Source organism: Geobacillus sp. C56-T2, assembly GCF_007829715.1.
Classification (GTDB): Bacteria; Bacillota; Bacilli; order Bacillales; family Anoxybacillaceae; genus Geobacillus; species Geobacillus icigianus.
In genome coordinates this window covers 831,141-850,432 of the sequence record NZ_VJWB01000001.1, presented here as the reverse complement: position 1 = coordinate 850,432, position 19,292 = coordinate 831,141, and the positions used below count along the sequence as shown (strand labels likewise).

The 19,292-nt window shown below is 51.1% G+C and carries 27 protein-coding genes, 1 tRNA gene and 1 riboswitch; of the genes, 9 read left to right on the top strand and 19 right to left on the bottom strand.

The annotated features are described in order from the left end of the window. The first annotated feature begins 15 nt into the window (after positions 1-15). The 4 genes from GC56T2_RS04405 (at position 16) to GC56T2_RS04390 (ending at position 4,630) form a co-directional block, all read left to right on the top strand. Positions 16-429: a hypothetical protein gene (locus tag GC56T2_RS04405; protein ID WP_144973339.1), complete on the top strand. Its 414-nt coding sequence runs from the start codon at positions 16-18 to the stop codon at positions 427-429. 256 nt (positions 430-685) lie between these two features. Then, positions 686-940 (top strand): GlsB/YeaQ/YmgE family stress response membrane protein, encoded by a 255-nt coding sequence (locus GC56T2_RS04400; protein ID WP_144973337.1) that lies wholly within the window; start codon positions 686-688, stop codon positions 938-940. A gap of 257 nt (positions 941-1,197) precedes the next feature. Continuing rightward, positions 1,198-2,580, top strand: coding sequence for a phage tail protein (locus GC56T2_RS04395; RefSeq protein ID WP_144973335.1), 1,383 nt, complete (start codon positions 1,198-1,200; stop codon positions 2,578-2,580). Positions 2,581-3,133: 553 nt separating this feature from the next. Continuing rightward, positions 3,134-4,630, top strand: a complete 1,497-nt coding sequence (locus GC56T2_RS04390) for an HD-GYP domain-containing protein (protein ID WP_144973333.1) — start codon at positions 3,134-3,136, stop codon at positions 4,628-4,630. A 497-nt stretch (positions 4,631-5,127) separates the two neighbouring features. Here the strand turns inward: GC56T2_RS04390 and GC56T2_RS04385 are convergent, their stop codons facing one another. Together GC56T2_RS04385 and GC56T2_RS04375 are read right to left on the bottom strand one after the other, a co-directional pair. Beyond that, positions 5,128-5,847: an APH(3') family aminoglycoside O-phosphotransferase gene (locus GC56T2_RS04385; RefSeq protein ID WP_483299726.1), complete on the bottom strand. Its 720-nt coding sequence runs from the start codon at positions 5,845-5,847 to the stop codon at positions 5,128-5,130. A 536-nt stretch (positions 5,848-6,383) separates the two neighbouring features. Further along, a tRNA-Val gene (locus GC56T2_RS04375) sits at positions 6,384-6,456 on the bottom strand. Positions 6,457-6,764: 308 nt separating this feature from the next. On the opposite strand from GC56T2_RS04375, the gene GC56T2_RS04370 reads away from it, so the two are divergent. Further along, the gene (locus tag GC56T2_RS04370; RefSeq protein WP_144973327.1) at positions 6,765-6,974 is read left to right on the top strand and encodes a hypothetical protein; all 210 of its coding nucleotides are present in this window, start codon (positions 6,765-6,767) and stop codon (positions 6,972-6,974) included. A 62-nt stretch (positions 6,975-7,036) separates the two neighbouring features. Here GC56T2_RS04370 and metC read toward each other — a convergent pair whose 3' ends face one another. Next, a complete protein-coding gene (metC, locus tag GC56T2_RS04365; protein WP_144973325.1) occupies positions 7,037-8,215 on the bottom strand; it encodes a cystathionine beta-lyase in 1,179 nt (392 codons plus the stop codon). 3 nt (positions 8,216-8,218) lie between these two features. Then, positions 8,219-9,322, bottom strand: a complete 1,104-nt coding sequence (locus tag GC56T2_RS04360) for a methionine biosynthesis PLP-dependent protein (RefSeq protein WP_144973323.1) — start codon at positions 9,320-9,322, stop codon at positions 8,219-8,221. Positions 9,323-9,662: 340 nt separating this feature from the next. Beyond that, a riboswitch (SAM riboswitch) is annotated at positions 9,663-9,773 on the bottom strand. 185 nt (positions 9,774-9,958) lie between these two features. On the opposite strand from GC56T2_RS04360, the gene GC56T2_RS04355 reads away from it, so the two are divergent. The 3 genes from GC56T2_RS04355 to GC56T2_RS04345 are packed head-to-tail and all read left to right on the top strand — an operon-like array spanning position 9,959 to position 11,684. Next, on the top strand, positions 9,959-10,687 hold the full coding sequence (locus tag GC56T2_RS04355) for an alpha/beta hydrolase (protein ID WP_033018794.1): 729 nt from the start codon (positions 9,959-9,961) through the stop codon (positions 10,685-10,687). A gap of 37 nt (positions 10,688-10,724) precedes the next feature. Further along, the gene (locus tag GC56T2_RS04350; RefSeq protein WP_144973321.1) at positions 10,725-11,246 is read left to right on the top strand and encodes a YjcG family protein; all 522 of its coding nucleotides are present in this window, start codon (positions 10,725-10,727) and stop codon (positions 11,244-11,246) included. 3 nt (positions 11,247-11,249) lie between these two features. Continuing rightward, on the top strand, positions 11,250-11,684 hold the full coding sequence (locus tag GC56T2_RS04345) for a GNAT family N-acetyltransferase (protein WP_144973319.1): 435 nt from the start codon (positions 11,250-11,252) through the stop codon (positions 11,682-11,684). A gap of 40 nt (positions 11,685-11,724) precedes the next feature. Here GC56T2_RS04345 and spoVIF read toward each other — a convergent pair whose 3' ends face one another. The 3 genes from spoVIF to GC56T2_RS04330 form a co-directional block, all read right to left on the bottom strand. After that, positions 11,725-11,982 (bottom strand): sporulation-specific transcription regulator SpoVIF, encoded by a 258-nt coding sequence (gene spoVIF / locus GC56T2_RS04340; protein WP_033018799.1) that lies wholly within the window; start codon positions 11,980-11,982, stop codon positions 11,725-11,727. Positions 11,983-12,103: 121 nt separating this feature from the next. Further along, entirely contained in the window at positions 12,104-12,235 is a 132-nt protein-coding gene (locus GC56T2_RS04335; protein WP_081897181.1) for a YjcZ family sporulation protein, read from the bottom strand. Positions 12,236-12,312: 77 nt separating this feature from the next. After that, the gene (locus GC56T2_RS04330) at positions 12,313-12,549 is read right to left on the bottom strand and encodes a hypothetical protein (RefSeq protein WP_033018801.1); all 237 of its coding nucleotides are present in this window, start codon (positions 12,547-12,549) and stop codon (positions 12,313-12,315) included. A 719-nt stretch (positions 12,550-13,268) separates the two neighbouring features. Here GC56T2_RS04330 and GC56T2_RS04325 point away from each other — a divergent pair. Continuing rightward, a complete protein-coding gene (locus tag GC56T2_RS04325) occupies positions 13,269-13,589 on the top strand; it encodes a thioredoxin family protein (RefSeq protein ID WP_033018803.1) in 321 nt (106 codons plus the stop codon). A gap of 97 nt (positions 13,590-13,686) precedes the next feature. On the opposite strand, the gene GC56T2_RS17720 is transcribed toward GC56T2_RS04325, so the two are convergent. From GC56T2_RS17720 to GC56T2_RS04275, 12 genes are all read right to left on the bottom strand, one after another. Beyond that, positions 13,687-13,857: a hypothetical protein gene (locus GC56T2_RS17720; protein WP_165570915.1), complete on the bottom strand. Its 171-nt coding sequence runs from the start codon at positions 13,855-13,857 to the stop codon at positions 13,687-13,689. Positions 13,858-13,876: 19 nt separating this feature from the next. Then, entirely contained in the window at positions 13,877-14,737 is an 861-nt protein-coding gene (locus tag GC56T2_RS04320; RefSeq protein ID WP_144973315.1) for a DUF421 domain-containing protein, read from the bottom strand. A gap of 12 nt (positions 14,738-14,749) precedes the next feature. After that, positions 14,750-14,956, bottom strand: coding sequence for a DUF1657 domain-containing protein (locus GC56T2_RS04315; protein ID WP_063165611.1), 207 nt, complete (start codon positions 14,954-14,956; stop codon positions 14,750-14,752). Between the two features lie 11 nt (positions 14,957-14,967). Then, entirely contained in the window at positions 14,968-15,324 is a 357-nt protein-coding gene (spoVAE, locus tag GC56T2_RS04310; protein ID WP_044744412.1) for a stage V sporulation protein AE, read from the bottom strand. 1 nt (position 15,325) lies between these two features. Beyond that, positions 15,326-16,339 carry a stage V sporulation protein AD gene (gene spoVAD / locus GC56T2_RS04305; RefSeq protein WP_144973313.1) on the bottom strand — a complete coding sequence of 338 codons (1,014 nt, stop codon included), beginning with the start codon at positions 16,337-16,339 and terminating at the stop codon, positions 15,326-15,328. Continuing rightward, positions 16,339-16,818: a stage V sporulation protein AC gene (gene spoVAC / locus GC56T2_RS04300; protein ID WP_144973311.1), complete on the bottom strand. Its 480-nt coding sequence runs from the start codon at positions 16,816-16,818 to the stop codon at positions 16,339-16,341. Before spoVAC ends, spoVAD begins: the two co-directional genes overlap by 1 nt. A gap of 16 nt (positions 16,819-16,834) precedes the next feature. Next, positions 16,835-17,305: a YhcN/YlaJ family sporulation lipoprotein gene (locus GC56T2_RS04295; RefSeq protein WP_144973309.1), complete on the bottom strand. Its 471-nt coding sequence runs from the start codon at positions 17,303-17,305 to the stop codon at positions 16,835-16,837. 232 nt (positions 17,306-17,537) lie between these two features. After that, complete coding sequence (locus GC56T2_RS04290) at positions 17,538-17,744, bottom strand: DUF1657 domain-containing protein (protein WP_144973307.1); 207 nt, start codon at positions 17,742-17,744, stop codon at positions 17,538-17,540. Between the two features lie 207 nt (positions 17,745-17,951). Beyond that, entirely contained in the window at positions 17,952-18,155 is a 204-nt protein-coding gene (locus tag GC56T2_RS04285; RefSeq protein ID WP_033018815.1) for a hypothetical protein, read from the bottom strand. A 28-nt stretch (positions 18,156-18,183) separates the two neighbouring features. Further along, the gene (locus GC56T2_RS04280; RefSeq protein WP_144973305.1) at positions 18,184-18,405 is read right to left on the bottom strand and encodes a hypothetical protein; all 222 of its coding nucleotides are present in this window, start codon (positions 18,403-18,405) and stop codon (positions 18,184-18,186) included. Between the two features lie 87 nt (positions 18,406-18,492). Further along, positions 18,493-18,621, bottom strand: coding sequence for a hypothetical protein (locus GC56T2_RS18010; RefSeq protein WP_255516015.1), 129 nt, complete (start codon positions 18,619-18,621; stop codon positions 18,493-18,495). 73 nt (positions 18,622-18,694) lie between these two features. Beyond that, positions 18,695-18,979 carry a spore coat protein regulator protein YlbO gene (locus GC56T2_RS04275; protein ID WP_255516014.1) on the bottom strand — a complete coding sequence of 95 codons (285 nt, stop codon included), beginning with the start codon at positions 18,977-18,979 and terminating at the stop codon, positions 18,695-18,697. Positions 18,980-19,292: the final 313 nt, after the last annotated feature.

The window sequence follows — 19,292 nt, the reverse complement described above, 5'->3', positions numbered from 1 at the left end:
GGGAGGTGAACAAGCGTGGAACGCGATACCATCGTGAAAGAAGTAGTCGAGGCGCTGAAAATGTTTTCCCGCGACATCCGCACCCAAATTGACGAAATGGGAAGCCAATTGCGAGCCGAAATCCAAGACACCGCTAACCAACTGAGAGCGGAAATGCAAGACACCGCTAATCAGCTGCGGAAAGAAATGCAAGATATGGCAAACCAACTGAGAGCAGAAATGCAAGATACAGCCAATCAATTGAGAGCGGAAATGCAACAATTTCGCGCCGAGGTGAACGAGCGGTTTGATCGACTCGAACAAAAATTCGCCGGCTTGCGCGTGGAGTTGACAGAAACGCAAGAAACCGTCCATTTCCTCGCGTCGAAAACCATCCAGCACGAGAAAAAGCTCCACCATCTGGCCAAGCAACTCGAATCCGTTCGTTAACTTCCCTTCACTCCAAGAGCCGCGTTTGATTTATCGTCAGACGCGGCGTCTCTGTTTCTCCGCTCGCGCGTCCAAGCGGGCCCAAAAGCTGAAGACAAACGAACAACGATACAGAAAACAAACGTCCCCATCCTCCCAAGCAACGAAATCGGCAACAAACGATGCATGTCAAACCGTTTCACGTATACGTGCATGTCGTTTAACGTAAACTATCATCCAAGAACCGTTTTCACCAAACGGCAAGGAGGAACCATCTATGTCATTTCTATGGAGTTTGATCGTTGGCGGTATCATCGGTTGGCTAGGCGGGCTTTTGACAGGTCGCGATATTCCCGGAGGAATCATCGGCAATATCATCGCCGGGTTTATCGGTGCATGGCTTGGAGCAAAGTTATTCGGCAATTGGGGGCCGACCATCGGCGGATTTGATATTATTCCGGCTCTGATCGGTTCGGTCATTTTCATTTTGCTGGCTAGTTTTATCATCCGCAAGCTGCATCAAGCTAGGTAATGATGATCGGTCACCAGAATTCAAGATGGAAAAAACCGGGCCGTGTTCCGCCCGGTTTTTTTCGTGAACATCTCCACCACTTGGTGAATGCGGTCAAGTGCGGTATACGCAGTTTATGGAAGAATCGATCGATCCACCGGCTCGACGGCATTCGCCTTTTTTCTGTTTTTCAGGGAACTTGTCTATACCATTTCTTTTCCACACGAATATGGTGAATCGACAAGATGAATTTCTGCTCAATAAAGGAGGCGTACTTGATGGATCAGTCGAACATGTTGCGCAAACGTCTCAAGGCGTTAGCCGCCCTTCGTGCCATTCAACAAATTTCGGTTCCCGGTGCCAATCCGAATCAAGAGCAGGCTTTGACTTCATGGGCTTCGCAAATCGAACGCTCATTAACCAAGCTGCGCCGTTCGTTCCCCTCCGCGTCGCCGACCGCGAATGAAGTAGCGGCGCAGCAGCTTGATGGGATCGTCGACGCGATTGTCAACGTCCTGCAGCAAGTATTGACGCTGATCGAAAACGCAGCTTCGACAACGATTGATGATGTGCAACAACTGCTGACCGACTTGCTGAATCTCTTGTCAACCAGCCTTCCATCCATCTTAGACAGCCTAGCCGCACTGCTGGAAACGATTTTGGACACGGTGACAAACGGCTCTGACGACGAGATTGGCTCGCTGTTACAGCAGCTCATTCAAGCGATCAACGCCTTGCCGCAACAAATCGTTCCGTTGCTGCAGCAAATTTTGCAGGCGATCACCAACCTGCCGGGACAACTGCAACCATTGATTGATTCTTTATTGGATGCCATTGCGAATTTGCCGGAAGCCCTCGAACCGCTCGTCGCTGACATTGTCGACGCGCTCAACAACGCGGTAGCGACCTTGCAGCCCATTTTGCAGAGCATCGCCGATGCCATCACGAACTTGCCGGGACAATTGCAACCGATCTTGCAAAACATTCTCGATGTGTTGACCAATTTGCCCGAACAGCTGCAGCCATTGGTCACCGCCATCACCGATGCCATCAGCGGGTTATTGTCCGATCTAGAACCGATTTTGCAAGATTTGCTCGATGCCGTAACAGGTTTGCCCGCTGCGTTGCAGCCGATTTTGCAAAACATTCTGGACGCTCTGACCAATTTGCCAGAGCAGCTCCAGCCGCTCGTACAAACGATCGTTGACGCCCTCAACGACGTGCTGGCTAGCTTGCAGCCGATTTTACAAGATGTGCTCAATGCCATTACCAATGCCGTTGCCAACTTGCAGCCGATTTTGCAATCGATTCTCGATGCGGTCGTCAATCTGCCGACAGCGTTGCAACCGCTCGTGCAAACGATTGTCGATGCGTTGAACAATCTGCTGACCAACTTGCAAACGACCGTGCAAGCCATTCTCGATTTCTTATCCAACACGCTGGCGCCGGTTTTAGCTCAAGCCGGCCAATTGTTGACCGTCTTAACCGCTGAACTCCCGAACATCCAAACGATACTGCAACAATTGCCTAGCGCGATCAATACGATCAACACGACGCTGCCAACGATTTCCTCCACCTTGCAACAAGTCCTCTCCGTCTTGCAGCAACTGCTCAACGTGCTCGGCGGCTTGCCGCTTACTTCCCAAAACAATCAACAATAATTCACCTTTCTCAGCCAATGGAGTGTCTCAGTGCAGCGGGACGCTCTATTGGCCCATACATAAGCACAGCCGGTCTTTCTCGCTCACCCGCCACCTTTTGGCGGCCATCGGCAAGCTCGCCCGTCCCCTTCCGCCGACAAACGAGTGGACGACCAGTCGATCGATGTCATTTCAAAAAATCGCTTACACACATTGTCACCATGCCAAAGAACTAGTATAGTAGACTTAGAAGCCTAGTGAAAAACCGCTAATTCCCTTCATCGATGGGGGAACGCGTGAAAAGCAGGACCGATGCAACAAGGTTTTTCTCGTTGAGAAATGAGATGGCAAAGCCGTATCCACGAATCAATCACCGGACGCTTAGGACTACCATTGGCTTTTCCGTTTTTCATCCCTCCGGTGCCTCGTTGTCACCGGCCTTTAGCAACATGCAAAACGAAAGACATGGTGCGCCGAATGCAAGTTTCCACCCTCGCTCGCCTTAGCGGACGGGGCTTCTACAGCATCCAGACATCATCACTTGCCGAATTAGACAAAGAAAGGTAGGAAACCAATGTATCGTTCCTTTTTGCGGCAATTATGGCGCTACTACGTCATGGGATCCGCAATGGCCGTCGGAGGAGTAGGCACAACGTTCATGTTGACAACGTTGCGTGTATCAGCGCAGGAAGGAAAATGGCTGATCGCCATTTTATTCACATCGGCAATGGTGATGGCGACCGCGGAAGCGATCGTCTTCGCCCGGGATGTAGCCCCTATTCGCCGCTTTTTTGCATCCCAATCTCCAGACCCGTCACTGGCGCTCGCAGCCTTCAAACAAGTGCAGCGCTTTCCGCTGTTGGCCGTTCGGCGGATTTTAGGGCCGCACTTATTCGGATTGTCGATCCCGGGCGCCGGGCTGACCGCCTTGTGCATTCACTACCATATTTTGTCCCTTCCATATCGGTATATTCTGTACGCGTTGGCCGGGGCTGTGCTGATCGCCTCGCTCCATGCGCTCATTGAGTTTTTTTTGACAACGAAAGCATGCCGACCCTTGTTGGCATCTTTATCGGCGCAAATCGGTCCAAGGACGGAACAAGTGCCGCTTTCCATTTCCTTAAAAACGAAACTGCAGCTCACGGTGTTATTCAGCAGTGCGTTTCCTGTTCTGCTGTTTAGCCTTGCTACTGAAATCAAATGGTCGATGACCGATCCAAATGGGGCCCATTGGTCCTACTGGCCTTGGGCTGCGACGATTTTGCTCTTTTGCATCGGCTTTTCTATATTTTTGACGCGCTTATTGGTCGAAGAAATCCATGAACCGGTCAACGTTTTGCTCACTCACATGAAACGGGCGGAAACGGAAGCGTATGAACCGATCGCCCACAACGTTTATACCGATGAGTTCGCCGAATTGCTTCGCGGATTCAACCATATGATCGGCGCTGTACACAGTCGTGATCAGCTGAATAAACAGCTGCTGGACAGTTTCATCACGGTTTTGACCGCGGCGTTGGACGCCCGCGACCCTTACACCGCGGGACATTCGTTGCGCGTGGCGCATTATGCCCGCGCCATCGGGGAAAAGCTCGCTTTGCCGCCGGAACAGCTTGAGGTGCTATACCGCTCAGCCCTTCTCCATGATATTGGCAAAATCGGCATCCCCGACGCTGTTTTGCTGAAAGAAGGGAAACTGAGCGAGGAAGAGTTTGCTTGGATTAAAAAACATCCTGTCATTGGCGAATCGATTTTGCGCGAGATCCAACCGCTAGAACCGGTTGAGCCGCTGTTGCCGGGGATCCGTTCCCATCATGAGCGGATCGATGGAAAAGGATACCCAGATGGACTGCGCGGCGAGGACATCCCTCTGTTCGGACGCATCATCGCCGTCGCTGACGCATTTGATGCCATGACATCGGATCGCCCGTATCGCAAAGGCATGGAAATTCACCAAGCAGCCGCTATTTTGCGTCAAGGAAAAGGAACACAGTGGGATGAAGAAATGGTGGAAGCCTTTTTGCAGTGGATGGAAGAAACGATGCCATCGACCGCCACAGCAGTATCTTAACGGGCGGGAAGCCCATCCCCGTCACGCTTCGTGCTCATAAACGCATTGACCAAAGATGTTGATCACTCGCAGCGGACATTAAAACTCAACTACAGCTTCTTAATCAAGTGGCACAAGACAAGTGGAAAAAACAGCATGGATATGACGATTCATGCGACAATGGACACAAAATCCTCCCGATTTTCATCGAAAGAATGAGAAATGTGAGTTCAAAACTGTCGAACTCGGATTCTCAGCACTTCACTCTTTCAAAAAACGAATCAATTTTTCAAAAAACGTCCTGTGCAAACGCAGGACGTTTTCATTCAAGTTGCTGTAGACTCAAATCTCTCTTTTATTATCTGTAACTTTTTTGGCGGTAAATTTAATTTCTCAGGTATCTTCTCAACTGTCTTTCCTTCAAAGTAATAACTTCACAACAGCTAATGCGTCTGTATTTTTTATAACTTTGCTCTAGCCCTGAAATCATGAAGGACAGCTTCTCTTTTGCGGAGGCATTAAAAAAGCTCATCCAAAAGAATGTAATACCGAATCTTGTCCCAATTGGGTTCTAATCCTAACTTTTCAAACAGCATATCTGCATAAAATCCCTGATGTTGCTTTCCAGTATACTTCCCATTAAGATTATGGAGCAAGCTGCGATAACACAAAGCGATATCCTGCCATTTATCTGCGATCCCTGCCCTTCCTAAATCAATATATCCTGAAACTTTTCCATTTGCTAAAAATATATTTGGAAGACAAAAGTCTCCATGGGATAGAACAAGCTCTTCCTCTGGCTTATTCTTATTAAGCCATTCAAGAAGATGATGTGGATTTTGGAATCCATTTTCACCAAATGTACCTGGCTCTGCATCATCTATATCCACAAGGTTATTTTCCACTCTATATTTCGCCATCTGCAATTTTTTCTCTAGATTCCAACTGTATGGACAGTTACGGATATCAACATTCCATAGCATTTGCACCCCTTCTGCTAGCATCGTCGTTAATTGCTCCGGATCTTTCAGATATTTATCTGCGCACGCCATTTCTCCAGGTACTTTACTCATTAAGAGATAGGTCTTCTTTTCATCTCTTTCATATCCCAAAACCTTAGGGACTGGTAGTTTGCCCTGCAACCATTCCATCACATGATATTCATTTTCTGCTTCTTCACTTATGGTTTGGATTTTAAGCACTTTATCCTTAAACAGAACGACTGTAGAATCTGACATTCCTACATCGTCAATAGAATACTCCTCTTCATGAATTAGGCTCTTGATTTTATCAGGTAAATCAATCATTTGTAACCATCCCCTTCAACATCACTATTTACAATCTGGTTGAATGGTAAACTCACTTTCCGCATCCGAACAGGGATGAAAGAAAGAATTGATTTCGTTTTTTAGAATCACTTCCGACCAACACAACCAGCGATAGTAATACGTTTTTACCATCGCCGGTCGCTCCGAATCACATTGCACGTAGATGCTCCCATCCAGCACTAATGTGCCTATAACTCCCTGCAAGGAGGTTCATGTCTCATGAATCGATGAGCACATCATCAAGGAATCCACAAGTTTTTCATGAGGTTGAGGTTGGCCTTGCATCTCTCCAAACCGTATGATGAATATTTTACCACTCAATAGCGCCCTATACATAGTTAATGTTTTGGAATATTTAATATTTAATTTGTGTAAATTTTTAAACGAATAACAACAGAAAAATAAAAAATCCCTTGAAGCCTTGTGGCTCAAGGGATTTCACTTGATGATTCCGACTGGGCTCGAACCAGCGACCTCCACCCTGTCAAGGTGGCGCTCTCCCAGCTGAGCTACGGAATCATATATTGTTGTCCGCTATCGAACACATTTTTAATTATATAGACGAGCATATACGTTGTCAACAACTTTTTTAAAAAAAATCGCTGTTCATCATGAAAAAGGGAAGACGCCTTTCCCTCAAAGAAACAGCCTGTGTTGAAACGGTTCGAGCAAGAGCGGGGGCAACGGCGACAGGTGGTTTCGTATTGCATAGTGGCGCGGCGGCGCTATTCTTCGGCGAAGGCTGCCGTTTTGCCGGGAGGCGCAGGGATGGGGTGATGTTTACGGCCGAGCGAAGGCGCTCCATGGCGGTTTCGTGCTGAGGGGGAATGGGCGTCAACCGCTGGCTGTACGCAGTGGTTTCCCCTCCGTTTTGCGATGACCACGTTGAACGATTGGAGCGCCCTCGGCATCGGTCGGCGGAAAAACGGCGGCACGGCGACGGGCGGGGCTTTGGTTCACCTTCTTTTCGCGCTTTGTGTGATGACCATGTTCACCACTTCCGGGCGCGGCCGGCGTTGGCACTGGCGCAGGGATAGATTTGCGTGATGACCATGTTCATCACTTCCCCCACGACAACGAAGCTTTCGTTCGCCGCCTTTTAGCGCGCCGAAATCGACGGCCGTTCTTTCACAAACGACAGCGCCTGCTCAACATCGGCGATCAGATCGTTGACATCCTCAAGCCCGACGCTCAGCCGCAGCAAGCCGTCGGTAATGCCGCGCCGCAGCCGCTCTTCCTTCGGCATGGCAGCGTGCGACATTTTCGCCGGGTGCGACAAAATCGATTCGACCGCCCCAAGGCTGACGGCGAACACCGGCAGGCGGACGTGGCGGACGAACGTCCGGGCCGCTTCCTCATCGGCCAAGCGGAACGACAGCACGGCGCCAAACCCCGCCGCTTGGCTGCGTTGAATATCATGGCCTGGATGGTTCGCCAATCCCGGATAATACACCTCTTCCACTTTCGGATGGCGGAGCAAATACTCGGCGATGGCCATGGCCGATTCGGACGACTGTTTCAGGCGAACGTGAAGCGTTTTTAGCCCCCGAAGCACAAGCCACGCGTCTTGGACGCCGAGAACGGCGCCAAAGGCGTTTTGCCATTTGTACAGCTGTTTGCCGAGCTCCTCGTCTTTTACGATCGCCAGTCCGGCGACGACGTCGCTATGGCCGGCTAAAAACTTTGTTGCGCTGTGGAGGACAACGTCGACGCCGAGATCCAACGGCCGCTGCAGCGCCGGGGTCATGAACGTATTATCCAAAAACGTCAAACAGCCGTGCGCTTTCGCCAGCTCGACGACAGCGCGAATGTCGGTCACTTTTAACAGCGGGTTGGACGGGGTTTCCATATAAATGACTTTCGTGTTCGGCCGGATGTTTTCCGCCACCGCCTTGAGATCGGTCATATCGACGAACGTATAGTCAATGCCGAATCGGCTCAGCACTTCGGTGACGATCCGGTACGTGCCGCCGTAGACGTCTTCGGTTACGAGCACATGGTCGCCTTTGGACAGGAGCAACAACGCCGTGGAGATGGCGGCCATGCCCGAGGCGAACGCGAACCCGCGCACACCGCCTTCTAAGGCGGCGATCGTCTCCTCAAGCGCCTCGCGCGTCGGATTGCCAGAGCGGCTGTAGTCGTATTTTCCGAATGAGTCGAAATCAAACTGATGGAACGTGGAGGCGTGCTGGATCGGCACGCTCACCGCCCCGGTTGCGCGGTCGACTTTCCATTCGTTATGGAGCAGTTTTGTCGAAAACGACCATTCCCGTTCCATCGCTCACACCTCTTTCATGTTTTTGAACGCTTGCGCCAAGTCGGCGATCAAATCATCGGCGTGTTCAATGCCGACCGAGAAGCGGAGCAGCCGGTTGCAGACGCCGTTTCGGATGCGGATGTCTTCCGGAATGTCCGCGTGCGTCTGTGTCGCCGGATACGTAATAAAGCTTTCAACCCCGCCTAAGCTTTCCGCGAACGTAATAAGGCGCAAGCTTTTTAAAAATCCGTTCACCCACTTTTCATCGGCAATCCGGAACGACAGCATCCCACCTCTTCCTGGATATAAGACGTCGGTCACATCTTCATGTTGGCGCAAAAAGGCGCTGATGCGCTTGGCGTTTTCTTCATGCTGGCGCATCCTTAGCGCCAACGTTTTCATCCCGCGGATCAATAGCCAAGAGTCAAACGGGGACAAGACGGCGCCGATGGCGTTATGGTACTCGGCCAAGCGTTGACAAAGCGCTTCTCCCTTGGCAACGACCAAGCCGGCCAACACATCGTTATGGCCGCCTAAATATTTCGTGGCGCTGTGGATGACGATATCGGCTCCTTGTTCGATCGGGCGCTGGAGCACCGGGGTGTAAAACGTGTTATCCACGATCAACAATAGCCCGTGCCGTTGGGCAAGCTGGGCGACCGCGGAAATATCGGTCTCGTGCATCAGTGGGTTTGTCGGCGTTTCCAAGAAAATCGCCTTCGTTTTTTCGCTGATACACGCTTCCACCGCATCGAGATCGGAAAAATCGACATAATGGAACCGAAGACCGTACTTGCGCCAGCCGCGCTCAAACAGCCGGTACGTGCCGCCGTAAAGGTCGGCCGATACGAGAAACTCATCTCCGCTCTCAAACAAGGCGAGCACCGTCTGAATGGCGGCCATGCCGGAGCTGAACGCATAGCCTTGATCGCCGCCTTCCAGCTTTGCGATCGCCTCCTCAACAATTTTGCGCGTTGGATTACCGGTGCGGATGTAGTCAAACCCGGTCGATTCCCCGATGCCGGCATGGCGGTAGGCGGTCGAAAAATAGACGGGCGGGTTGACCGTTCCTGTCACGGTTTCGCTCCGGTTTCCGATTTGCGCTAACAACGTCTCCAGTTTCTCCATCTCATCTCTCTCCTTCTGCAAAAAAATTCCTCTTGCCCAACGACCGGCGGCCGCAGCGCCCAAACGCTTCGCTGCTTGTCTCGAAGGCCGGTGAAAAACCGCTGTCACACACCAATTGGAGGCATTTTCATTCAGAAAAGAAAGCTGATTCTTTGAAGTTTCTCTAATTGAGAAATAGGTGGAACTCAGCAGCATTTTGCACTAAATCACTGGCCTTCTCGACAGCCGAGCGCTTCGCTGCCGCCCTGCCTCACAGGTCGGCAAAACGGCCGCCGAAACAAAGGAAAATAAAAAAAGTCTTCCAAGAAGAAGACTTTTCCATACACAATGGTCATGCTTCTTCTTATCTGCCGAATTGAATGCTCAATTCGCTGGATTTAGCACCTGGCCGCCGGGCGGCTGGTTGCTGAAGCTTCATTGGGCCAGTTCCCTCCGCTTCTCTCGATAAGAACAGGATGGGTATTCAATTTTGTTGCAATTTTATTTATTAAGAAATGTAACGCATTCCAGCGATTTTTGCAAGTCTTTTTTTCGCTGCGCATCACTCGGCAAATTCACAAAAAATTCGAGCCCTTGATTAACATTTTTTGTACAAATATGTTACAATAACAGATGAACTTGCGCTTTCACTGGAGGATGGTCATGACAGCAGGAACGATGCGCGATTACGCGCTATATAGCGGGGAGCTTCAGGAGAAAATCGAACTGCTCGTCTATTTGCCAAGCAATTTTTCTCCGCTTTACAAATATTCTTTACTAATCGCTCAAGACGGCAAAGATTACTTTATGTACGGAAAAATGAAAACGGCTGTCGAAACGTTAATGGCCAACGGCACGATTGACCGCACGATCGTCGTCGGTATTCCGTATCGGAATGTAAACGACCGCTATGAAAAGTATCATCCATCGGGAACGAAGCACGGAGCGTATCTCCGCTTTCTAGCCCATGAACTCGTTCCGTTTTTGGACCGCGAACTGCCAACGTATCAAATGGGCAAAGGCCGGGCGCTCATCGGTGATTCGCTCGGCGGGACCGTATCGTTGACCGCCGGACTGTTGTATCCGCATACATTCGGAAAAATCGCCATGCAGTCTCCCTACATCGATGATTCGCTCTTGGCGCTCATTCGCTCATTCCGCGATCCGTCGCTGCTCGCCATTTACCATTCCGTCGGCTCGGAAGAAACGGCTGTAAAAACGACAGACGGACAAGTGCGCGACTTTGTGACCCCGAATCGAAAGGCGCGGGATTTGTTGGTCGAAAAAGGGTTTGCCTATACGTACCATGAGTTTGCCGGCGGCCATGCGTGGACGCATTGGCAGCCCGATGTGCCTCGGGCGCTATCGACGATTTTGACGCTGTAGCCGTCCAACGATAACCATCTCAAGGAGGGGAATTGAAATGAAATACGGCATTGTCATCTTTCCGTCCAAACGAATCCAAGATTTCGCCAACTCCTACCGGAAACGGTATGACAGCCATTACGCCCTCATCCCGCCGCACATTACATTGAAATATCCGTTTGAGGCGGACGAGGAACAGTTGAAAGCGATGACAAAGGAACTGCGTCGCATCGCAGCGAAAACGCCTCCGATTCCGATCGAAGTGACGAAATTCAGCTCGTTTTACCCGACCAGCAACGTCATTTATTTGAAAGTGGAGCCAAACGACGTGCTTGAACGCCTTCATGAGCAGCTGCACAGCGGCTTGTTTTCCGGGCAGCCGGAGTTTGTGTTCGTGCCGCACATTACGATCGGCCGGGACTTGCCGAGTGGCGAATACGCCGATGTATACAGCCAGCTGAAACTGCAAGACGTCCATTTTGAGGAAACGGTCGATCGCTTCCATCTCCTTTATCAGCTGGACAACGGGTCGTGGACCGTCTACGAGACGTTTATCGTCGGAGGAAAGGAAACGGTGTAGCCGATGAACATCGCCATTGGAACGAGCAAAGACCGTCCCCTTTATGAAGACGCGTTGCGCGTCCGCCGCCTTGTCTTCATCGAGGAACAGCACGTGCCGGAGGAAGAAGAAATCGATCAGTTTGAGGATGACGCCTTTCATCTCGTTTTATATGATGGTGATATCCCGGTCGGCGCCGGACGTCTTCGTTTCATCGACGAAGGGGTCGGCAAAATCGAACGGATTTGCGTCTTGCCTTCCTACCGGGGGCGAGGAGCCGGCCGCATGGTCATGGAAGCCATCGAGCAGCTGGCGAAATCAAAAGGGGCGAAAAAAGTGAAGCTGAACGCCCAAACGCACGCGGAACCGTTTTACCAAAAGCTCGGCTATACAACCGTGTCCGATGTATTTCTAGATGCCGGCATTCCGCACGTCGCCATGGTCAAGCCGCTCGAATAGCGAACGAAAGGGAGCTTGCACGCGCAGAGCTCCCTTTCGCTTATTTTTTGTTATTCAACATATTGGCAATCGTATTCAAATCGATTTGCTTGCCGTTATGGACGATCGTTTTCACAATTTGATCTTCAAGTTCCTTTGGCACTTTCCGATTGGCGATTTGCGCCACCCGTTTCACGACTTGACGAACCGTTTTTTCATCGCTGAAGTTGGCGTTTTGCAGCGAGTTGGCGAGCTCAAAAATCTCTTTCATGTTGACGCCCGTTTTCTTTTCGATGTTTTTGAAAAACTGCTGATCCATAGTTCCTCCCCCTTCTTCCTGCTATATCGTATGACAACGCTCCTTCGGCGTGCACGTGACCGAAAGAAAATACGAGCCGCTCCGTGGCGCCGAAACGGCCCGTATCGACTGCGCGCGTCTGTTAAGCGACAAATGCAGCGCCGACAATGATCAGCAAGATGAACAACACAACAATCAACACAAAGCCACCGCCATAGCCAAAACCGCCATAGCCGTAGCCGTAATACGGAAAGCCGTAACCGCAGAAGCCCATTCGGATGCACCTCCTTCTCCGTTTACTGTATCGTATTCATGAACGCGCGCCAGCGTATGGGCGCAACCGCCATTTTGTCAGCCAAATCGGCGGAATAGCTCGGCAAATTCCCGCTCCTTCTTAGTAAACCATCGCTCAATGTAGTCCAAGTTGCCTTGCACCTTTTGGAGAAATCCGTTGTTCAGCTTTTCGATTTCTTGCAGCTGTTTGGTAAAATCACTCCCCCATTGTTCAAACAGGCGGATGAACGTTTCATGTCCTTCTTTGCGCGAGGCGACCCAGCCTTCCAATGCTTTTTCCAGTTCTTTGCTCACGATGTTTCCCCCCTTTTCTTTCTGTTGTATGCCAAATAGGGGGGAAGTGGTGAAGGCGTTGCGGTTCTTTTTTGGCCGTTTTTGATCGTTTCCGACAGCAGACTCCTACTTCAATTCTGTGCAGGGCAGAAGGGAGTCTGGATTTTGTAACACCTATCATGTGTTTCTCCTACTTCATTTTTGTGCAGAGCGTAGCCCAAAATAAGTGGGAAATGAATGTCGGTTGACGATGGCCAAAACGCCTGTTTGTATGGTATCCTATTCCTGTCGATGTTCTTTGAAAACTGGATATATAGGGCTGTGACAGGAAAGGCTCTGTCATGGAAAATATCCAAGCATCCATTCGTCTACCACGCACACCGAAGCTGCGAAAACTAAGCGAAAGTAGAGGGCGTGGCAAGTCCGATGTACAAGTTTTCCACACTTAAAAAAGACTTACATTATTGGTGCTGCCAGCCATCCGGGCGACGGGGATCGCCTGCTCAATAATTGAGGGATGCCTTGAAGGGCGGTGATTGAAGGAAACAAGCCGCTTACCAGCCTCGTTTCTCAAATCGAAAAGCCCTGTCGCATCCAAGATCGGCTTGCAAACGCTCCCCTATTGTTCAAGAGAAACAACCGTTTTTCACCCGCCTTCTTGGCGTTCGCAGGAATCTCCTCAAATTTTGTCAAGTAAGGTGGAGTAGTTCAAAACAGTGGCAGAAAGAGGAGGAAAAACGATGAAACGCATTGAAACGCTGGAACAATTCGAGGCAGCCATTTCCGGCAGCCAACCAACGGTGATCAAATTTTATACGACATGGTGTCCGGACTGTGTGCGCTTGAACATGTTCATCGATGAGATCATTCGCGAGTACGGGCAATACGATTGGCTGGAGATCGACCGCGATCAATTCCCCGAGCTTGGCGAAAAATACCAAGTGCTCGGCATTCCAAGCCTGCTCGTCTTCCGAAACGGGGAAAAAATCGCCCATTTGCACAGCGCGAATGCCAAAACACCGGAAGACGTGCGCGCCTTTTTGCAGTCGTTGCCGGCGTAAAACGGCGCTTGCGTTTAGCCAAAAACGAGGGTGTCCCGCTCCGTTTGGGACACCCTCGTTAACCGTCGCCACCCCTAACAATGTCACTTATTAGCCGTTAGTATTCGATTTCATCATAGTCTTTTGGCTGCCGTGTTAGCTGCGGATTGTCAAACATAAACGAAATCGAAATCTCTTCATCGGTCGTCCGCGTCCGTTCAGAGCGGCCGTCCGTTTTCAGCTGAATCCGGATTTCCTCGTCCGTAGTTTTTGTCCGCTTCTTTTCCATGCTCGGATCCTCCTCGACATTAGTTTCGCAATAGCGGTTCGACTTTTTCGATGAGCTCGGTCATTTTCGCCGCATGGGCTTCATACAGCGCCTTTGCTTCTTCCGAATTCGTCTGCAGCGCGTATAGCTCGAAGTCGGCTTGCACTTTTTTCATTGCGGCGAGAAGCAGCTTTTTCTCCTGCGGCTCGGCCACTTGAATTTTGTCATCGTACAAATCAATCGTCAGCTGTCCATATGAATCGACTTGGGCGAGAAAGACGTTTTCGACCGCTACTCCTTGCTTATCAAGTTGCTCCTTCAGCCAGCCGCGGCCAAGCCCCATCGTCGCAAGCGGCTCGTCCAAAATCATGCCATCCATAATGACGGTTTGCGGCTCTTTTTCCCGCGGCGGGTTCGGAAACACATCGCCAACCGTAAGCGGCTGCTTTTCCCGCTTCAACAAGACGTTCAGATCGCCATTCGGCTCAAGCAAGGCAAACTCGACATCCGCGACACGAAACACATCTTTTTTGCGCAACTGCTCAAGCAGCTCGTCAACTGTGTATTTCTCTCGCTTTAAGTTCTCCTCCAAAATTTTGCCGTTTTTGATCAAGACGGTCGAATTGCCCTCGACGAAATCGCGGAACTTTTTGTTGCGCAGCGAAATGCGGGCGGCCAGCACCGGGATGAGCGACCAAATTAAAATGCTTGTGATCCCTTCCTCGAGGGAAATCCCTAAATCGACAGACATTGTTCCGGCAATGTCACCGACCGTAATGCCAACAATATATTCGAAAAATGACAGCTTCGCCAATGGCTTCTTGCCGAGAATGCGAGTAATGATAAACAGTCCGATCAAAATACAAACGGAACGAATGGCGGCTTCTAACCATACAGGCATGGATCATGCTCCTTACTTTCCATGATATTGCGGCTCCTCGAATTCGAGTCGGCCGACCCGGTCTTTCAGTTCGGCGATGATCTCCTCGGTGGCGAGCATCGCCTCATGAAACGTCCGCTGCGCTGTTTCGTCTTGCGATGTGAGCGCCAACTGTTGCAGCCCAGCGTGAATGCCTTTTAGGCTCGCTAACGTTTGTTTCACTTGCGAAGCAACGGTCATGAACGTCCCTCCTATCCTTTCGGGCGGAACAAGAGCGCTCCGATGAATCCAAAGACGATCGCAGCGGAAATGCCGGCGCTCGTCACTTCAAACATGCCGGTCAACACGCCGACGATGCCGTGTTTTTCCGCTTCCTGCATCGCCCCGTGGACGAGCGAGTTTCCAAAACTTGTAATCGGAATCGTTGCCCCGGCGCCGGCGAAGTCGATGAGCGGTTCGTACAAACCAAATCCATCCAAAATCGCTCCAGTGACAACGAGAATCGTCAGCGTATGGGCGGGGGTTAGCTTAAAAACATCCAGCAAAATCTGGCCAATGACGCAAATCAACCCGCCGACGACAAACGCCCAAAAAAACATGGCTAGCACGCTACGCCTCACCTCCATACTCGATCGCCACCGCATGGGCGATGCACGGAATCGTTTCATTTTGCTGGAACGACAATGGCGATAATAACGCACCGGTCGCTACAGCTAAAATGCGCTTCAGCTCGCCGCGCCGCATCCGTTTGAGCAAATGGCCGTAAATGACCACAGCGGAACAAGCCGCCCCGCTCGCTCCGGACAGCACGGGCTGCCCATCGCGGTAAATAAGGAGCCCGCAATCTTGGTAACGCTCCTCATCAATCTCGATGCCGTGCTGGCGCAACAAATCTAAGGAAACTTGACGCCCGATTCTCCCTAAGTCGCCGGTGACAATCAAGTCATAGTGCGATGCATCGATTTGCATATCGCGCAAATGCGCTTCAATCGTATCAACCGCCGCCGGCGCCATCGCACCGCCCATATTAAACGGATCGGCCATTCCCATATCGACGACCCGTCCGATCGTCGCTGCTGTCACGCGCGGCCCGTCCCCTTTTGGGCTGACGATGGCGACCCCGGCGCCAGTGACGGTCCACTGCGCCGTCGGCGGCTTTTGTCCGCCGTACTCTGTCGGATAGCGGAACTGTTTTTCGACGGCGGTGTTATGGCTCGATGCCCCGGTCACTATATAGTCTGCCCCGCCGTAGTTGGTAATAAAAGCACTGAGCGCCAGCCCTTCCATTGACGTAGAGCAGGCGCCAAAAACGCCGAGATACGGGGCGCCGAGCGTCCGGGCGGCGAAGCTAGTCGGCGTCATTTGATTGATTAAGTCGCCGGCGATGAAAAACTGCACCTGTTCCTTCTGCAAACCGGCCTTTTCCATCGCTTGAAACGCCGCTTCCTCAAGCAAAACGCGGTGCGCTTTCTCATACGACACCTCGCCAAGCCATAAATCTTCGTGAAGAAGATCGAAATCGTCGGCGAGTCGGCCATTGGCCTCAAACGGCCCGCCGACGACTGCCGTAGCAATGATGGCCGGTTTGTTGGCAAACACCCACGTGCGATGCCCTTTCAGCATTACAATCCCCCCCACTGTATGGCAATCGTTTTGATGAGGGCGATGACAAATGCGGCAAACGTGCCGAACAAAATGACCGAGCCGGCGAGCTTGAACATGTTGGAGCCCACGCCGAGCACGAATCCTTCCGTCCGGTGTTCAATCGCCGCAGAAATGACAGCGTTGCCAAACCCCGTCACCGGCACCGCGCTCCCCGCCCCGGCAAACTGGGCGATGCGGTCATAAACGCCAAGCCCGGTTAAAATCATGGACAAAAAAACCATGGTCGCCACCGTCGGGTTCCCTGCCGTCTGCTCGGTGAAGTCAAAGAAATACATATAAAAATAAGAGATCGCCTGTCCGATCGCACAAATGGTCCCGCCGACGAGAAAGGCGCAGGCGCAGTTGCGAACGATCGGGCGCTTCGTTTCCCGTTCTTTTTCGAATAAGTGGTACTCTTGTTGAGCCGGAGTTAATTTTTTCCGCTTTTCATTCGCCATACCGACACCTCTTCTCTTACGTCTGCTCTTTGCTTAGCTTTTCGATGCGCCCGATTTCGCGCTGGAGATCGCGTTCATCCCAACGCTTTTTCTCCATCTTCGTTTTGAGGTCTTTCGTTTTCCAAAAAATTTTCAAATCACTCGAAGAGACGACATCATACCCGGGAAACATGGCGCGCAATCGTTCGGCAATCTCTTTTTCAATTTCCTTCCGTTTCCATCGTTTCAGATGGGGGATTTGATAAGCGACGAGCAGCCGCTCTCCGCTGTTGACCGCCACCACCTCGCGGACGTCATCGCGCCGGCGCAACGAAGCGACCGCCCGCTCCGCCGGCCCTTGATCCAACACAGCCCCTTTTGCCGTCCCGGACGTTTGGGCGCGCATCCAATCCGTCCCTTGCAGCGACTGTTTTTGCTCTGTCTCCTCTTTTGCGCAACCGCTAGCGGCGAGCCAAACAGCCACCGCTGCCAACCACCATCGTTTCATCGCTACTCACCCATTCGTTTTATGTACGTTCCTAGGAGGCTGGTGATTTAATCGTGGATACCGCTTTACAATGTTATTTCTCAATTAGAAAAACCTTGTTACATCGGTCCTGCTTTTCGCTCATTCTCCCATTGATGAAAGGAATCAGCGTTTTGTCACCGGCCTTCTAGAGGGGCGGAACGGTTGCCGTAGGTTCAACCGTTCCACCGAAAAACAGCTCCTTTAGCGAAAGTTATTGCTGTTTATATTGTGGCTCTTCGTTTTGAATTTCTTGCACGCGCGAGTTCACTAAATCAATGACCGCTTGCGTTTGTTGAGCGGCTTGTTGATAAAGCTGTTTCGCGGTTTGGTTTTCCGTTTGCAGGGCAAACGTTTCAAAGCTCGCTTGAGCCGCTTTTAATCCAGCCAATGTTTGTTTCACTTGTGTCGCAACTGTCATGATGAATGTCCTCCTTTAGCAGTGAAAATTGACGCTGACAGTGATTAGAATGAGTTTTCTCCGCCAAATTATAATTGTAAGTTGTTGTAAAACCATTGGCCTCTTCACATAACAACCGGAAAAAGATAAAAGCAAGTGAAGAGAAACGAAAGGTTTTTCTCCACTTGCTTCCTTGTTAGGGACTGATCGGACAGCCCCTCTTGCTGTTTATGACTTGGGATCGACTTTGTCGGAATAGCCGCGGCCAAGCGATGGATTGTTTAAAATGCCGGCCATCACGAAAATGCTCAACAAGGCGTGGTACAGCTGCTCATATTTGCCGAGATCGATATCCACACCGAACGTTTCAAGCGCCAAGACGACAAACGACCCGATTCCTAGCCAGAGTCCGTAATTTTTAAAACGTTCCACCGCTTCTGTCCTCCATTTTCCTTATCGCTTAAATCCACGAGAACGGTCTCCGTTCCCCTTCGTCCCGGCCGTGTTCGCCTTCATCGTGCCCTTCCTCTTCCCGCACGTCCTCCATGGCTTCAACCGCGTCTGCCCGATGCGGGAACAACCATGGGTCACGGATGCGCCCACGCGGCACAATGATGACGTCATCGGCGTGAATGATCAGCTTATCCACATGAATGACCTTCCCTTTTTTCCGATCCGACATCCCCATCCCCCCTTCCTTTCGCCTAGTGGCATTGTTAGACTATGCACGGAAAGGCTCTGGAGTATGGGCATCTCTCACGGATCGGCCTCATTTCTTTACCATCGGCGGCCGGCCGCAGCCGCAGCCCCGCGGGCGCCGTACCGGCTGAGTGGTCGAGGAAAGCGCCCATGTCGTCGGTTTGGGCGAAACGGGGTTCGTTCGAACAGGCTTCATCATGGCTTTCATCCCCCCATCTGGCAAAAATGTAAGGCTATTTTTAGTGTATGGCCGTATAGGCCAAGGGTGCCGTTTATTTTTCTTTGTCTTGCCCACGGCGGGATGAGATCGCTTTTTCTTGCCTTAACGTGCGGAAAAACCAGCTGTCCGGCCGCTCCTCTTCGGGGCTGCCGTCCTTTTCCGGCTCGAGCAGCTGCTCCAACCGGCGGCGCAGCTCTTCATTTTCCTTTGTCAATTGTTTCACTTGTTCATAACGTTGTTCGCTTTGATGGGCCAACTCGCGCAAAACGATATTTTCCGCTTCCACTTCTTTCAACCGGCGCCACAACTCCATCCATTTTTTCTCACCTTTCTCCATGCTCGGTTTTCCTCCCTTTCCCTTCTTTTTCCTTGTTTGACATGGATGTGGCTCATTACCACAACGTGTACTTGACAGACGGTGCACTTCTCTGAACAGGTATAAGCAAAACATGATTGGTTTCCTGTTCTTTCATGGATGCATAAGTAAGATGTGTGATGGAAAAATCAAGTACAACTTTTGGTGAAGAGCCATGGATGTTGGCAAAATCCGCTTTTGTCCCAACACACTTACCTAGAGGGTTCATAGTATACAGTAGCCCCACCCAATCAAAGGAACGGGGAAAAATGATCGAAGGATAGGAGGATGCCAA

Excerpts from the sequence above, each read along its gene's own strand:
- GC56T2_RS04400 (WP_144973337.1), top strand. The coding sequence starts at position 686 with ATGTCATTTCTATGGAGTTTGATCGTTGGCGGTATCATCGGTTGGCTA.
- GC56T2_RS04395 (WP_144973335.1), top strand. The coding sequence starts at position 1,198 with ATGGATCAGTCGAACATGTTGCGCAAACGTCTCAAGGCGTTAGCCGCC.
- GC56T2_RS04390 (WP_144973333.1), top strand. The coding sequence starts at position 3,134 with ATGTATCGTTCCTTTTTGCGGCAATTATGGCGCTACTACGTCATGGGA.
- GC56T2_RS04385 (WP_483299726.1), bottom strand. The coding sequence starts at position 5,847 with ATGTCAGATTCTACAGTCGTTCTGTTTAAGGATAAAGTGCTTAAAATC.
- GC56T2_RS04370 (WP_144973327.1), top strand. The coding sequence starts at position 6,765 with ATGGGCGTCAACCGCTGGCTGTACGCAGTGGTTTCCCCTCCGTTTTGC.
- metC (WP_144973325.1), bottom strand. The coding sequence starts at position 8,215 with ATGGAACGGGAATGGTCGTTTTCGACAAAACTGCTCCATAACGAATGG.
- GC56T2_RS04360 (WP_144973323.1), bottom strand. The coding sequence starts at position 9,322 with ATGGAGAAACTGGAGACGTTGTTAGCGCAAATCGGAAACCGGAGCGAA.
- GC56T2_RS04355 (WP_033018794.1), top strand. The coding sequence starts at position 9,959 with ATGGTCATGACAGCAGGAACGATGCGCGATTACGCGCTATATAGCGGG.
- GC56T2_RS04350 (WP_144973321.1), top strand. The coding sequence starts at position 10,725 with ATGAAATACGGCATTGTCATCTTTCCGTCCAAACGAATCCAAGATTTC.
- GC56T2_RS04345 (WP_144973319.1), top strand. The coding sequence starts at position 11,250 with ATGAACATCGCCATTGGAACGAGCAAAGACCGTCCCCTTTATGAAGAC.
- spoVIF (WP_033018799.1), bottom strand. The coding sequence starts at position 11,982 with ATGGATCAGCAGTTTTTCAAAAACATCGAAAAGAAAACGGGCGTCAAC.
- GC56T2_RS04335 (WP_081897181.1), bottom strand. The coding sequence starts at position 12,235 with ATGGGCTTCTGCGGTTACGGCTTTCCGTATTACGGCTACGGCTATGGC.
- GC56T2_RS04325 (WP_033018803.1), top strand. The coding sequence starts at position 13,269 with ATGAAACGCATTGAAACGCTGGAACAATTCGAGGCAGCCATTTCCGGC.
- GC56T2_RS17720 (WP_165570915.1), bottom strand. The coding sequence starts at position 13,857 with ATGGAAAAGAAGCGGACAAAAACTACGGACGAGGAAATCCGGATTCAG.
- GC56T2_RS04320 (WP_144973315.1), bottom strand. The coding sequence starts at position 14,737 with ATGCCTGTATGGTTAGAAGCCGCCATTCGTTCCGTTTGTATTTTGATC.
- GC56T2_RS04315 (WP_063165611.1), bottom strand. The coding sequence starts at position 14,956 with ATGACCGTTGCTTCGCAAGTGAAACAAACGTTAGCGAGCCTAAAAGGC.
- spoVAD (WP_144973313.1), bottom strand. The coding sequence starts at position 16,339 with ATGCTGAAAGGGCATCGCACGTGGGTGTTTGCCAACAAACCGGCCATC.
- spoVAC (WP_144973311.1), bottom strand. The coding sequence starts at position 16,818 with ATGGCGAATGAAAAGCGGAAAAAATTAACTCCGGCTCAACAAGAGTAC.
- GC56T2_RS04295 (WP_144973309.1), bottom strand. The coding sequence starts at position 17,305 with ATGAAACGATGGTGGTTGGCAGCGGTGGCTGTTTGGCTCGCCGCTAGC.
- GC56T2_RS04290 (WP_144973307.1), bottom strand. The coding sequence starts at position 17,744 with ATGACAGTTGCGACACAAGTGAAACAAACATTGGCTGGATTAAAAGCG.
- GC56T2_RS04280 (WP_144973305.1), bottom strand. The coding sequence starts at position 18,405 with ATGTCGGATCGGAAAAAAGGGAAGGTCATTCATGTGGATAAGCTGATC.
- GC56T2_RS18010 (WP_255516015.1), bottom strand. The coding sequence starts at position 18,621 with ATGATGAAGCCTGTTCGAACGAACCCCGTTTCGCCCAAACCGACGACA.
- GC56T2_RS04275 (WP_255516014.1), bottom strand. The coding sequence starts at position 18,979 with ATGGAGAAAGGTGAGAAAAAATGGATGGAGTTGTGGCGCCGGTTGAAA.